General features: G+C 75.0%; 10 protein-coding genes and 1 pseudogene. 8 read left to right on the top strand and 3 right to left on the bottom strand.

Features of this window, described 5'->3' with window-relative positions; translation table 11 throughout:
- The first annotated feature begins 148 nt into the window (after nt 1-148).
- The 5 genes from ACZ5OX_RS30140 (at nt 149) to ACZ5OX_RS30120 (ending at nt 4,749) form a co-directional block, all read left to right on the top strand.
- Entirely contained in the window at nt 149-952 is an 804-nt protein-coding gene (locus ACZ5OX_RS30140) for an SAM-dependent methyltransferase (RefSeq protein ID WP_465634391.1), read from the top strand.
- Nucleotides 953-1,055: 103 nt separating this feature from the next.
- On the top strand, nt 1,056-2,015 hold the full coding sequence (bla, locus tag ACZ5OX_RS30135; protein ID WP_465634389.1) for a class A beta-lactamase: 960 nt from the start codon (nt 1,056-1,058) through the stop codon (nt 2,013-2,015).
- 192 nt (nt 2,016-2,207) lie between these two features.
- On the top strand, nt 2,208-3,089 hold the full coding sequence (locus tag ACZ5OX_RS30130; RefSeq protein WP_465634388.1) for a DMT family protein: 882 nt from the start codon (nt 2,208-2,210) through the stop codon (nt 3,087-3,089).
- Between the two features lie 77 nt (nt 3,090-3,166).
- Nucleotides 3,167-3,982: an SDR family NAD(P)-dependent oxidoreductase gene (locus ACZ5OX_RS30125; protein ID WP_465634387.1), complete on the top strand. Its 816-nt coding sequence runs from the start codon at nt 3,167-3,169 to the stop codon at nt 3,980-3,982.
- Nucleotides 3,979-4,749: a polysaccharide deacetylase family protein gene (locus ACZ5OX_RS30120; protein WP_465634386.1), complete on the top strand. Its 771-nt coding sequence runs from the start codon at nt 3,979-3,981 to the stop codon at nt 4,747-4,749. The genes ACZ5OX_RS30125 and ACZ5OX_RS30120 overlap by 4 nt, the downstream gene beginning before the upstream one ends.
- Nucleotides 4,750-4,797: 48 nt before the next feature.
- Here the strand turns inward: ACZ5OX_RS30120 and ACZ5OX_RS30115 are convergent, their stop codons facing one another.
- Genes ACZ5OX_RS30115 through ACZ5OX_RS30105 form a run of 3 tightly spaced genes read right to left on the bottom strand, consistent with a single transcriptional unit; the run spans nt 4,798 to nt 7,993 of the window.
- Nucleotides 4,798-5,889 (bottom strand): MGDG synthase family glycosyltransferase, encoded by a 1,092-nt coding sequence (locus ACZ5OX_RS30115; RefSeq protein WP_465634384.1) that lies wholly within the window; start codon nt 5,887-5,889, stop codon nt 4,798-4,800.
- Between the two features lie 12 nt (nt 5,890-5,901).
- Nucleotides 5,902-6,846: an NAD-dependent epimerase/dehydratase family protein gene (locus tag ACZ5OX_RS30110; RefSeq protein ID WP_465634383.1), complete on the bottom strand. Its 945-nt coding sequence runs from the start codon at nt 6,844-6,846 to the stop codon at nt 5,902-5,904.
- 22 nt (nt 6,847-6,868) lie between these two features.
- Nucleotides 6,869-7,993: a DegT/DnrJ/EryC1/StrS family aminotransferase gene (locus tag ACZ5OX_RS30105; protein WP_465634382.1), complete on the bottom strand. Its 1,125-nt coding sequence runs from the start codon at nt 7,991-7,993 to the stop codon at nt 6,869-6,871.
- Between the two features lie 382 nt (nt 7,994-8,375).
- Between ACZ5OX_RS30105 and ACZ5OX_RS30100 the strand changes: the two genes are divergently transcribed.
- The 3 genes and pseudogenes from ACZ5OX_RS30100 to ACZ5OX_RS30090 form a co-directional block, all read left to right on the top strand.
- Complete coding sequence (locus ACZ5OX_RS30100; protein ID WP_465634381.1) at nt 8,376-10,583, top strand: MMPL family transporter; 2,208 nt, start codon at nt 8,376-8,378, stop codon at nt 10,581-10,583.
- Between the two features lie 265 nt (nt 10,584-10,848).
- Nucleotides 10,849-12,249: a sensor histidine kinase gene (locus ACZ5OX_RS30095; RefSeq protein ID WP_465634380.1), complete on the top strand. Its 1,401-nt coding sequence runs from the start codon at nt 10,849-10,851 to the stop codon at nt 12,247-12,249.
- Nucleotides 12,246-12,704: pseudogene (locus ACZ5OX_RS30090) on the top strand (response regulator); the annotation flags it as partial. The gene ACZ5OX_RS30095 and the pseudogene ACZ5OX_RS30090, both read left to right, overlap by 4 nt.
- Nucleotides 12,705-12,740 lie beyond the last annotated feature (36 nt).

The raw sequence follows: 12,740 nt of genomic DNA, 5'->3' as shown, positions 1-12,740 counted from the left end.
ATGCAATCCGAATACAGATTGTCATCTCATGGGAGTCGCTGGTTGGTTGAAACACTCGAAGACGGCCGGAACATGACGGTCCGCGCCTATCGTGGGCGGCGGGGACCGGTCGGAACGGAAGCGGAAGAGGAACCGGAGGGAGAACGCGATGGGCCTCTACGACGGGGTGGACCTGCGGCTCAACGTCCCGCACTCGGCCCGGATGTACGACTACTTCCTCGGCGGGTTCACCAACTTCGCCGCCGACCGCGAGGCCGCCGGCCACGCCCTCGCCGTCGCGCCCTGGCTGCGCGCCGCCGCCCGCGTCAACCGGGCCTTCATGCAGCGTTCGACCCGGGCGCTCGCCGAGGCCGGCTTCGACCAGTTCCTCGACATCGGCACCGGCATCCCCACCTCACCCAACCTGCACGAGGTCGCCCAGGGCGTCCGGCCCGACGCCCGGGTGGTCTACGCCGACAACGACCCCATCGTGCTCTCGCACGCCCAGGCCCTGCTCACCGGCACCCCCGAGGGGCGCACCGCCTACGTGGAGGCCGACGCCACCGACCCGGCGCGGCTGCTCGCAGCCCCCGGCCTGCGGGAGACCCTCGACCTGTCCCGCCCGGTCGCGCTCTCCCTGAACGCCCTGCTCCACTTCGTCCCGGACAGCCACGGCGCGTACGGGCTGGTCGAGCACCTCAAATCCGCTCTCGTCCCCGGCAGCGCCCTGGTGGTGACCCACGTCAGTCCGGAGTTCGCGCCCGCGGACATCGCCAGGCTGACCAGGATCTACGAGGCCGCCGGCACCGCGGCCCAGGCCCGCCTCCGGCCGGAGATCGCCCGCTTCTTCGACGGCTGGACCCTCCTCGACCCGGGGCTCGTGCCCATCGCGGAGTGGCGGCCGGCGCCCGGGGAGGTTCCCGGCGCCGCCTCGGAGGTCTCGCTGTACGCGGGGGTGGCCGTCCGGCCGTGAAATCCCGGGCGAATGCGCGTTGCTGACGAACCATCGGAACCCGAACGGCGTCCCTCCGACCGAGAAGGCGGCTGACGCCGCGCCGATCGATCGGAGGAGGAGCATGCACCCGCAGCCTTCGCAGACCCGTCACAGCCGCCGCGCCGTCCTCGGCCTCGGCCTCGGTCTCGGCCTGGGAACGGCCGTCGCCGTCGCCGCGACCGGAGGGCCGGCCCTCGCGGCCACGGCGACCGGTCCGGCCGCCGACCGCGCCGCAGATCCAGGACTCCACCAGGCCCTCGCCGCCCTCGAACAGGAGCGCTCCGGCCGCCTCGGCGTCTACGGCCGCAACCTGGCCACCGGCCGCACCGTCCGCTACCGCGCCGACGAGCTGTTCCCGATCTGCTCGGTCTTCAAGACCGTCGCCGTCGCCGCCGTGCTGCGGGACCTCGACCGCGACGGCGAGTTCCTCGCCAAGCGGATCCGGTACACCGCCGCCGACCTCGTGCGCTCCGGCGGCGGGCTCATCACGGGCAAGGACGAGAACCTGGCGAACGGCATGACCGTCGCCGAGCTGTGCGCCGCCACCATCGAGTACAGCGACAACACCGCGGCCAACCTGCTGCTGCGCGAACTCGGCGGACCGACCGCCGTCACCGACTTCGCCCGCTCGATCGGCGACCGGGTCACCCGCCTGGACCGCTGGGAGCCGGAGCTCAACAGCGCCGAGCCCGACCGTCGCACCGACATCACCACCCCGCGGGCCATCGCCGCCACCTACGGTCGGCTCGCCCTCGGCGACGCCCTGCCGCTGGCCAAGCGGGAGCAGATCACCGCCTGGCTGCTGGGCAACACCACCAGCGTCCACCGCTTCCGCGAGGGCCTCCCCGCGGACTGGGCCCTCGGCGACAAGACCGGCACCGGCGAGCACGGCACCACCAACGACGTCGGCATCGCCTGGACCCCGGCGGGCGCCCCCGTCCTGCTCGCCGTGCTCACCACCAAGCCCGCGGACCGGAAGGCGCCGATGGACGAGCCGCTGGTCGCCCGGACGGCCACGCTGCTCGCGGGCGCGCTCGGCTGACCGAGCGCTCCTGGCCACGGCCCGCCCCGGCGGCCGGAACAGTCGTCCCCGTCACGCCTGCCACCCGGTTCACGCACCGCACGGTGCTCATGCCCCTGATGCCCGTCACCCCGTTCATCCCACCCGTGCGACCCCGTCCCACCGGGCCCAGACTGGTGAGGGACGATGCTGCCCCGCCAGGCAGGGAGAGGCATGCTGCTAGGGCTCACCACCGCGCTGGTCGCGACCGTCTGCTTCGGCTTCGGGGCGGTCTTCCAGGCGCGCGGGGCGCGGTCCGCCCCGCGCGCCGACCGGGTGCGGGCGGGCCTGCTGGCCGCGCTGGTGCGGTCCTGGCAGTTCGTCCTCGGCACACTGCTGGACATCGTCGGCTTCGTGCTGAGCGTCGTCGCCCTGCGCACCCTGCCGCTCTTCCTCGTCCAGGCCGTCACCAACTCCGGTCTGGCCGTCACCGCGGTGGCCGCCGTCTGGCTGCTCGGCGCGCGGCTGCGCCGGAGCGACATCGCGGCCATCGTCGCCGTGGTCGTCGGCCTGACCCTGCTGGCGCTCGGCTCCGGCCGGGAGGGCCGCGACCACGCCGCGCCCGCCTTCCACTGGGCGCTGCTCGCCACCACCGCCGCCATGCTGCTCGCCATCCTGGTCCTGGTGCGCCGGCAGGGCAACGCGGCCGCGGCCGGCCTGGGGCTGCTCGCCGGGGTCGGCTTCGGGGTGACCAGCCTGGCGGTGCGGGTCCTGGACGTCTCCGGTCCGCTCGCCGTCCTCACCGACCCAGCCGCCTACGCCCTCGTCGTCGGCGGCCTCGGCGGCTACCTCGCCTACGCCCTGGCGCTGCAGCGCGGAACCGTGACGGCCGCGACCGCCGCCGGCACGGTCACCGAGACCTTCGGGCCGGCACTGGTCGGGGTGACGGCGCTCGGCGACGCCGCGCGCCCCGGCTTCGAGTGGTGCGCGCTGACGGGCTTCGCGGTGGCGGTGGGCGGCACCATCGTGCTCTCCCGCTTCGGCGAGCTGGAGGGCGAGTCCGCCGAGCTGTCCGCCCGGCACCGGGGCACCGAGACCGCCGTCCCGCCCCGGTAGCCCGGACGGCACCGCCATGCGAAGGTGACTTGCCGGACAAAACGGACGGCGACACGGCCACAGAGCGCAGGTGCCCGATGGCGGAGGAACCCCACTCCCGACCCCGGCGGTCGGCCCCGAAGGGCAACACGGACCCGACGGACCCGACCGACCGCCCCGTCGCGCTGATCACCGGCGCCTCCTCCGGCATCGGCCGCGCCACCGCCACCCGCCTGGCCGACACCGGCTGGCACACCCTGCTCTCCGGCACCGACCGCCCCCGGCTCGACGAACTCGCCGAGCGCACCGGCGGCCGCGCCCTGCCCGAGGACCTGAGCAAACCGGACGGCCCGGCCCGCCTCGCCGAGGCCGCCCTGGCCGAGACCGGCCGGGTGGACGCCCTGATCGCCAGCGCCGGCCTGGGCTGGCGCGGCCCGTACGCCCGGACGCCCTCCGACACCCTGGACCGGATGATCGAGGTCAACCTCGCCGCCCCGCTGCGCCTGGTCCGCCTGCTGCTGCCCGGGATGCTGGAGCGCCGCCACGGCCGGATCGTGCTGATCGGCTCGATGGCCGGCCAGGTCGGCGTGCGCGACGAGTCGGGGTACGCCGCCACCAAGGGCGGGCTGACGATGTTCGCAGAGAGCCTCTGGTACGAGCTGCGCGGCACCGGGGTGGGGGTGCGCCTGGTCCTGCCCGGGGCGGTCGACACCCCGTTCTTCGACCGGCGCGGCACGCCCTACCAACGCGAGCGGCCCCGCCCGGTCCCGGCGGAGCGGGTCGCGGACGTCGTGGTCGCGACCATCACCACCGAGCGGGACCGGCTCTACGTCCCGCACTGGCTCGGCTTCCCGGCCCGCATCCACGGCGTGGCCCCGGGCGTGTTCCGCCGGATGGCCTCGCGCTTCGGGTGAGCGCCGCCGCCGGGCACCGCCCGGCCACCGTCGCCGCCGCGGCCCTCGCCGTCGCCGCCGGGATCGAGTTCCTGCACCTCGCCCCGGCCGCCGTCCGCCTGCCGCCGCTGCGCCGCACCATCGCCCGCCGCACCGCCGGCCACGGCACCGCGCCCGGCCACGTCGCCCTGACCTTCGACGACGGACCCGACCCGCGCAGCACCCCGTACGTCCTCGACGCGCTGGACGCACTCGGTGCCCGCGCCACCTTCTTCCTGCTCGGCGCGATGCTGGAGCGCGCCCCCGCGCTCGGCCGCGAACTGGTGCTGCGCGGCCACGAGGTGGCCGTCCACGGCTGGCACCACCGGCAGCAGTGGTACCCGGCCCCCGCCCGCGACCTGCGCGAACTGCGCCGCGCCACCGAGGCCGTGACCGAACTCTGCGGCGCCCGCCCGCTCTGGTACCGCCCGCCGTACGGGGTCCTGACCGCCGGCCCGGCGCTGGCCGCCCGTCGGCTCGGCCTGCGCAGCGTGCTGTGGACGGCCTGGGGCCGCGACTGGACGGCGCGGGCCACCGGCGAGTCCGTCCACGCGACCGCCCGCCCCGGCCTCACCGCCGGCGCCACCCTCCTGCTGCACGACTCCGACTGCACCTCCGCCCCCGGCTCCTGGCGTGCCACCCTCGCCGCCCTCCCCCTGATCGCCGCCCACTGCCGCACCCACCAGCTCACCCTCGGCCCCCTGCGCGACCACCGCGTCCCGGGCCCGGGCGGGGGCCGCCGGCCGTGACGGGCGCGTCACCCGCCCGGGCGGCGTCGGCGCGCACCGGAGCCGCGGCTACCCCAGCCCGACCCGCCGCAGCGCCGCCCCGAACCCCGCCTGCCAGGCCGCCGGTGTCGCGCCGGCGGACGGCGCGGGCTCGGGGCGGCGGAGGGCGGCGAGGGCGTTGCGGACCACCTCGGCGGGGTGGGCGGTGGCGACGTCGGCGTGGCCGAGCTCCAGCTCGTGCTGGAGGTTGTCGCGCCCGTGCCCCTGCACCACGTCGAGGAGCAGCAGCCGCCGGCCCAGCGCCCTGGCCTCGCTGCAGGTGTCGCCCGAGCTGGTGACCACCAGGTCGGCGGCGGCCATCAGCGCGGGGACGCGGTCGGTGTAGCCGAAGGGGTGCAGCCGGGGCTCCCAGCGTGCGGCGGCCCGCAACCGGCGCTCCAGCTCCGGGTTGCGCCCGGCCACCGCGAGCACGTGCGGCCCGGCGGCGGCCAGCGAGGCGGCGGTGCGGGCGAGCGGGCCGAGCCCCCAGGAGCCGGACATCAGCAGCACGCACGCGGCGCCCGCGGGCACGCCCAACTCCGCGCGCGCCGCGGCCCGTTCCGGCGGTCGGTAGAACGGCTGCCGCAGCGGCGCCGGGACGACGGCGATGTCGGCGTCCGGCCGGTACCGCCGCACCGCGCACGCGGCGATCTCCGAGGTGACCAGGAACAGGTCCGTCCCCTCCTGCACCCAGAGCCGGTGCGGCGTCACGTCGGTGCAGAACACGAAGTGCCGGAACTCCCGCTCCGGGGCCTGCCGCAGCAGCCGGTTGACGGCCGAGGTCGCGGTGGCGAACACCGAGACCACCAGCTGCGGCCGCTGTGCCGCGATCAGCTCCCGCAGCGCCGGGACCAGTCGGGTGCGGGCCGCCGCGTCGGCGAGCAGGGCGAGCCGGGCGCCGGGCCGCAGCGCCGAGAAGTGGAAGGCGTCGTACACCCCGGGCAGGTCGAGCAGCCGGCGGAACACCGCCTCCCCGGCCGTGCCCGAGCGCTGCCCGAGCAGCGCCATGGCGTCGACGGTGCGGGTGGTCCAGCCGCGTTCCCGCAGGGTGTCCGCGCAGGCCTGCGCCATCACGTCGTGGCCCTGCCCGAGGGAGCCGGAGACCAGCAGGGCGTGCGGCATCGGGCGGCCCCGTCAGGCGCCGGCGGCCGAGCCGACGGCGGCCCGGTACCAGTCCGCGTACCGCCGCACCCCGTCGGTGAAGTTGGTGTGCGGCGACCAGCCCAGCAGCCGCTTGGCCTGCGCCGAGGAGATCCGCCGCCCCGCGTAGTCGGCCTTGCGCCCGTCGATGTGCTCGATGCTGACGGGCCCCAGCAGGCCGTCCACGGTGTCGGCGATGTCCCGCACCGAGACGGCCGTCGAGCCCTCCAGCGCGAAGGTCTGGTCCTCGGCGGTGGGGGACAGGGCCCGGACGTGGGCGTCGGCGAGGTCCTCGACGTAGACGAAGTTGCGGCTCTGCCGGCCGTCCCCGGCGATGGTGATCGGCCGCCCGGCCAGCGCGGCCTGGACGAACCGGGCGACGACCAGCTCGTCCCGCATCCGGGGGCCGTACGGGATGCCGTAGCGCAGGATGGTGAAGTGCTGTCCGTAGAGCTCGCGGTAGCTGTGCACCAGCATCTCGGCGGCCAGCTTGGTGGCCACGTAGAGATGGCCGCTGTGCTCCAGCTCGATCGGCACGTGTTCGTCCAACTCCTCTTCGTCGCCGTCGAGTTGGCCGTCGGCCAGGGCAGCGCCGTAGACCCAGACGGTGCTCGCCAGCACGATCCGGCTCAGGCCGCCGCGCCGGGCGGCCTCCAGGACGGCCTCGGTGCCGTCGATGTTGGTCCGCACCGCGCGGACCGGGTCGGCGGACACCTGCTCGACGTCGGCCATGGCGGCCAGGTGGTAGACCACCTCGCTGCCGGCCAGGACCGCGGTGAGGGCCTCGAGGTCGAGGACGTCGAGCCGCGCGTGTTCGGCGTCCGGATTGAGGTACTTGTCGGTGGTGTCCACCGCGAGGACGTCGTGGCCGGCCGCGATCAGGTGGTCCACGACGTGTGAGCCGATGAACCCGCAGCCCCCGGTGACGGCTATCCGCACGATCTTGCTCCCTTCGCTCCGGCTATCCGGCCAGTCGCCGGTACACCGTGGAGACGGCGTCGACCACCTGCTGCGTCTCGTCCTCGGTCATGTCGGAGTGCACCGGCAGGCAGACCTGCCGGGCGCAGACGTCCTCGGCCACCGGCAGCGGCCCGCGCCGGTACGGGGCGAGCACCGGCTGGAGGTGCAGCGGCAGGTCGTAGACCTCGCCGGACAGCCGCACCCCGTGCTCCTCGGCCAGCGCCCGCTTGAACTCCGCGCGGTCCACCCCCGACGGCAGCAGCGCCACGTACTTGTAGTAGTTGCCGCGGCAGCCGGGCGGTTCGAGCACCGGGTCGAGGCCGTCCAGCCCGGCCAGCGCGGCGTCGTAGCGGCCGGCGACGGCCCGGCGGGTCTCGATGAACTCCTTCAGCCGGCGCAGGTGCACCGTACCGATCGCGGCGTGCGGCTCGCTCATCCGCCAGGAGTAGCCGAGCTCCACGTGGTGGTTGGTGGTGAAGGACCCCTTCCCCTGGTCGCGGTGGATCCGGGCCGAGTCCCGCAGCTCCGGCGACTCGGTGAGGATCATCCCGCCCTCGCCGCTGGTGGTGACCTTGGTGGGGTAGAAGGAGAAGGCCCCGGCCAGGCCGAAGGTGCCGGCGGCGCGGCCGTCGAAGCTGCTGCCGTGGGCGTGCGCGGCGTCCTCGACCAGCGGGATGCCGCGCCGGTCGCAGAGCGCGCGCACGGCGTGGACCTGCGGGCCGACCAGCCCGCCGATGTGCACCAGGACGACGACGGCGGTGTCCGGGGTGAGCGCCGCCTCCAGGGTCTCGGGGGAGAGCGCGAGGGTGGCCGGGTCGACGTCGGCGAAGACCGGACGGCCGCCCGCGTGCACCACCGCGCCGGCGGTCGCGTAGAAGGTGACGGCGGGGACGACCACGTCGCGGTTTCGGACGTCGATGCCGCGCAGGATCACCTCCAGCGCCGCCGTGCCGCTGCTCACCGCGACGGCGTGCGAGGCGCCGTGCTCGGCGGCGAAGGCCTGCTCGAAGCGCTCGGTCCACGGGCCGAGGGTGAGCGCGCCGGTGGTGAGCATCTCGGTCACCGCCTCGGCGACCGCCGCGCGGTCGCTCTCGTCGAACACGATGCGGGCGGCTGGAACGCCCATGTTGGCACCTCCGGCGGCGGGCTGCGAAAACAGCACCGATCGGGTCGGATCATCCCGAACCGCACGTCAGCGGACGGGTCAGGCACATCACGCTACTTCGCCCACCGGTCCGCGGCCCGCCGTCGCGGCCCGCACGGGTGACCGCGTCTGCTTCCGCCGCAGGTCCGGGCGCTGCTTCCGGTGCGGGGCGTGCGCTCCTCCGTGCGGGGGAGGGCACTACTGCGTCCGCAGTACGCAAACGGCCTGCGCAGGGACGACGACGGAGCAGGGGTCGGCGATCAAGGATTGGTCATGCTGCGGCGGACCGCGTCCACCAGGACGTTCTGGCCGACCGCGGCACGTTCCGTACCCGAGAACCGCATCCGAAGGAGTCCGCTCTCCCGTGGCCACGTTCCTCTACCGTCTGGGCCGATGGACCTTCGTCCGGCGCCGCCTGGTGACCTTCCTCTGGGTCGCCGTGCTGGCCGCCGTCGGGGTCCTGGCGGCCAAGGCGCCCGCCGCACCCGACGACGGCTTCGCGATGCCCGGCACGGAAGCGCAGAAGGCCTTCGACCTGATGAACGAGCGCTTCCCCGGCGGGCACGCCGACGGGGCCTCGGCGCGCCTGGTGTTCGTCGCCCCCTCCGGCCAGAAGATCACCGCCGCCCCCAACCAGCAGGTGGTCGAGCGGACGGTCGACGAGGTCGCCCACTCCGAGCAGGTCACCGGTGCGGTGAACCCGTTCAAGATGCAGGGCGCCGTCTCCTCGGACGGCACCACCGCGTACGCCACGGTCAACTACTCCGCCAAGGCGGGTGAGGTGTCCCAGGGCGCCACCGACGCCCTGGAGCAGGCCGCCCAGCACGGCCGGGACGCCGGGCTCAAGGTCGAGATCGGCGGCAACGCGCTGATGGCCAAGCCCGAGGCGGGCGGCAGCAGCGAGGCGATCGGCATGGCGCTGTCCGCCGTCGTCCTGGTGATCACCTTCGGCTCGCTGGTCGCGGCCGGTCTGCCGCTGCTCACCGCGGTCGTCGGCGTCGGCCTCGGCATGGCGCTGATCGCCGCGCTCGGCAGCACGCTGGGGCTCTCCACCACCACCGGCACGCTCGCCATGATGCTCGGCCTCGCGGTCGGCATCGACTACGCGGTGTTCATCGTCTCCCGCTACCGCGCCGAGCTCTCCGAGGGCCGCACGCCCCAGGAGGCGGCGGGCCGGGCCGTCGGCACCGCCGGGTCCGCGGTGGTCTTCGCCGGCCTCACCGTGGTGATCGCGCTCGCCGGCCTCTCCGTGGTCGGCATCCCGATCCTGGCCAAGATGGGCATGGCCGCCGCCGGTACGGTCGTCATAGCCGTGCTGGTCGCCCTCACCCTGGTCCCCGCGCTGCTCGGCTTCCTCGGTCGCAAGGTGCTGCCGCGCAAGGCCCGCAAGGCCCGTACGGGCCAGGGCGAGGCCTCGGGCGCGAAGGAGAACGGCGGTGCCCGCTGGGCCCGCTTCATCCTGCGCCGCCCGCTCGCGGTGCTGCTCGGCGGTGTGATCGGCCTCGGCGTGCTCGCCGCCCCCGCGCTCGACCTCAGGCTCGGCCTGCCGGGCGACGAGTCCAAGCCCACCTCCACCACCCAGCGCCGCGCCTACGACCTGCTCTCCGAGGGCTTCGGCCCCGGGTTCAACGGCCCGCTGACGGTCATGGTGGACGCCAAGGGCGTCGCCGACCCGAAGGCCGCCGCGGCCGAGGTCGCCAAGAAGGTCTCCGGTCTGCCCGGGGTCGTCGCGGTGACGCCGCCGATGTTCAACCCGGCCGGTGACACGGCCCTGCTCAACGCCGTCCCGGCGACCGGCCCGAGCGAGGCCGAGACCAAGGACATCGTGCACGCCATCCGCGACGACGCGGCCGGCCTCAAGTCGGCCACCGGGGCGACGGTCCTGGTCAGCGGCACCACGGCGATGAACATCGACGTCTCGCAGAAGATGTCCGACGCGCTGCTGCCCTACCTCGCCGTGGTCGTCGGCCTCGCCGTCATCCTGCTGATGGTGGTCTTCCGCTCCGTCCTCGTCCCGCTGAAGGCGGCCCTGGGCTTCCTGCTCTCCGTGGTCGCCGCGCTCGGCGCCGTGGTCGCGGTCTTCCAGTGGGGCTGGCTGGCCGACCTGATCGGCGTGGAACAGACCGGCCCGGTGATGAGCATGATGCCGATCTTCATGATCGGTGTGGTCTTCGGCCTCGCCATGGACTACGAGGTGTTCCTGGTCACCCGGATCCGCGAGGGCTTCGTCCACGGTGAGGCGCCCGGCGAGGCCATCGTCACCGGCTTCCGGCACAACGCCCGGGTGGTCACCGCCGCCGCGTTCATCATGATCGCCGTCTTCGCCGGCTTCATCGGGATGAGCGAGCCGATGATCAAGATGATGGGCCTGGGCCTCGCCGCGGCCGTCGCCTTCGACGCCTTCATCGTCCGGATGACGGTCGTCCCGGCCGTCCTCGCCCTGCTCGGCCGCCGCGCCTGGTGGCTGCCGCGCTGGCTCGACCGGCTGATACCGGACGTGGACGTCGAGGGCAGCAAGCTGGAGACCGCAGCCCCCGAGCCGACGCAGGCCCGGGAGTCGGTCACCGTCTAGGCCGGTACCGTCCGGGCCTGGCCCGGCACCACCGAGGCCAGGCCCGGGCACCACCCCGGGCCTGGCCTCGGTGGTGACCGTCCGGTCCGCCGCCGACCGGCTCGGACACTGGTTCGAACTCCAACCGTTACCGTTGCTGTCGGGGGCCACCGCCCGTGCGGAGGCCCCCTGCCCGGCCCGCCGCCCCCACCGCGGCCGGCGCGGCGCGAACTGGCGTGGCCCGGCGAGGGTGCGGCCAGGGCACCCCGACTCGGAGACCACGACCATGAGCGACACCTGGCAGCGCCTGCGCCGCGACCATTCCCGGCTGCTCGACTTCGCCGGGGGCCTGGCCCTCATCGCGGTCACCGCCCTCGGCGCCACCATCGACCAGACCGGCGGCCGCTTCACCGGGCTGGACCCGGTCATCGGCTCCGTCGCCCTGATCTCGGCCGCCGCCGTGTTCGTCCATCGCCGCCATCCGCGCGCGGTGGTTGCCGTCACGCTGCTCTGCACCGTGGTGCTCACCTTCACCAGCCCCCGGCTCAGCCCGGCCCTCGCCACCCCGCTGCTGGCCGCGCTCTACTTCCTCGCCGTCCGCACCGACCGAGCCACCGCCCTGCGCGCTTCGATCATCACCGCCGTGCTGCTCACCGGGATCTCCCTGCTGTTCGGCTCAGGCGGCCCGCTCGGCGAACGGATCAGCGTCCTGGCCTGGGCCCTGCTGCCCGGCGCCCTCGGCGACTCCATCCGCAACCGCCGCGCGCACCTCGCGGCCATCGAGGAGCGCGCCGAACGCGCCGAGCGGACCCGCGAGGAGGAGGCCCGGCGGCGGGTCGCCGACGAGCGCATCAGGATCGCCCGCGACCTGCACGACGTCGTCGCCCACCACATCGCCCTCGCCAACGCCCAGGCTGGCATCGCCGTCCACCTCATGGACAGCCACCCCGTCCAGGCCCGCGAGGTGCTCAGTCACATCACCGACGCCACCGGCTCGGCCCTCCAGGAACTGCGCGCCACCGTCGGTCTGCTGCGCCGCGCCGAGGAGCCCGCCCCGCTCGAACCCGCCCCCGGCCTCGACCGGCTGCCCGAGCTGATCAACACCTTCGAGCGGGCCGGCCTGCCGGTGCGGCTCACCGTCGAGGGCGAGGCCCGCCCGCTGTCGCCCGGCGTCGACCTCACCGCCTTCCGGATCGTCCAGGAGTCGCTGACCAACGTGGCCAAGCACGCCCACGGCGCCGACGCCGAGATCACCCTCGCCTACAGCGGCAGCCGGGTCGCGGTCAGCGTCGCCAACGGCCGCCCGACCGCCACCGGCCGCCCCCGCGCCGTGTCCCCGCCCCGGCAGGCCTCCAGCGGCAGCGGCTTCGGGCTGATCGGCATGCGCGAGCGGGCCGGCGCGGTCGGCGGCCGACTCAGCGCTGACCGGCGGCCCGGCGGCGGCTTCCTGGTCACCGCCGAACTGCCGCTGCGCACCGGCGCCCGCGACGACGGCCCCGAGACCGCGGGCGCCTTCACCGCCGAGGACGTAGCCCGGGCGGCCCGGGCCGCCCGCACGGTCTGCACCGTCCGTGGCGATCGCCCGACGACCGATCGACCGACGACCGACCGCCCGATACCAGCCGAAGGACAGGAGCGCGCCGCCCGAGCGGACGGCGCCGTTCGAGAGGACATGGACCACGCATGACCATCCGGGTACTGCTCGCCGACGACCAGGCCCTGCTGCGCGGCGCCTTCCGCCTGCTGATCGACGCGGAGGAGGACATGGAGGTGGTCGGCGAGGCCGCCGACGGCCGGGAGGCCGTCGCGCTCGCCCGGGCCACCAGGCCCGACCTCGTGCTGATGGACATCCGGATGCCCGGCGTCGACGGCCTCGGCGCCACCGCCGAGATCTGCGGCGACGAGGAGCTGTCCGGCACCCGGGTGCTCATCCTCACCACCTTCGAGATCGACGAGTACGTGGCCCAGGCGTTGCGCGCGGGCGCCGGCGGCTTCCTCGGCAAGGGCGCCGACCCCAAGGAGCTGCTCGCCGCGATCCGCACCGTGGCGGGGGGGGGGGGGGGGGTTCCTCCCCCCCCCCCCCCGGGGGGGGGCGCCCCACTCCTTGCCCCGCCCCAGCCCAAGCCCGAAAAACCGCCCCACGGGCGGCTCTCCGTTCTCCCCCCACCCCAGCATGGG

This window comes from Kitasatospora sp. NPDC032121, from assembly GCF_055580145.1.
This window is presented reverse-complemented; position numbering and strand designations above follow the sequence as displayed.

Bases quoted from the DNA above. Each gene is read 5' to 3' on its own strand.
- ACZ5OX_RS30140 (WP_465634391.1), top strand. From the start codon at position 149: ATGGGCCTCTACGACGGGGTGGACCTGCGGCTCAACGTCCCGCACTCG.
- bla (WP_465634389.1), top strand. From the start codon at position 1,056: ATGCACCCGCAGCCTTCGCAGACCCGTCACAGCCGCCGCGCCGTCCTC.
- ACZ5OX_RS30130 (WP_465634388.1), top strand. From the start codon at position 2,208: ATGCTGCTAGGGCTCACCACCGCGCTGGTCGCGACCGTCTGCTTCGGC.
- ACZ5OX_RS30125 (WP_465634387.1), top strand. From the start codon at position 3,167: ATGGCGGAGGAACCCCACTCCCGACCCCGGCGGTCGGCCCCGAAGGGC.
- ACZ5OX_RS30115 (WP_465634384.1), bottom strand. From the start codon at position 5,889: ATGCCGCACGCCCTGCTGGTCTCCGGCTCCCTCGGGCAGGGCCACGAC.
- ACZ5OX_RS30105 (WP_465634382.1), bottom strand. From the start codon at position 7,993: ATGGGCGTTCCAGCCGCCCGCATCGTGTTCGACGAGAGCGACCGCGCG.
- ACZ5OX_RS30095 (WP_465634380.1), top strand. From the start codon at position 10,849: ATGAGCGACACCTGGCAGCGCCTGCGCCGCGACCATTCCCGGCTGCTC.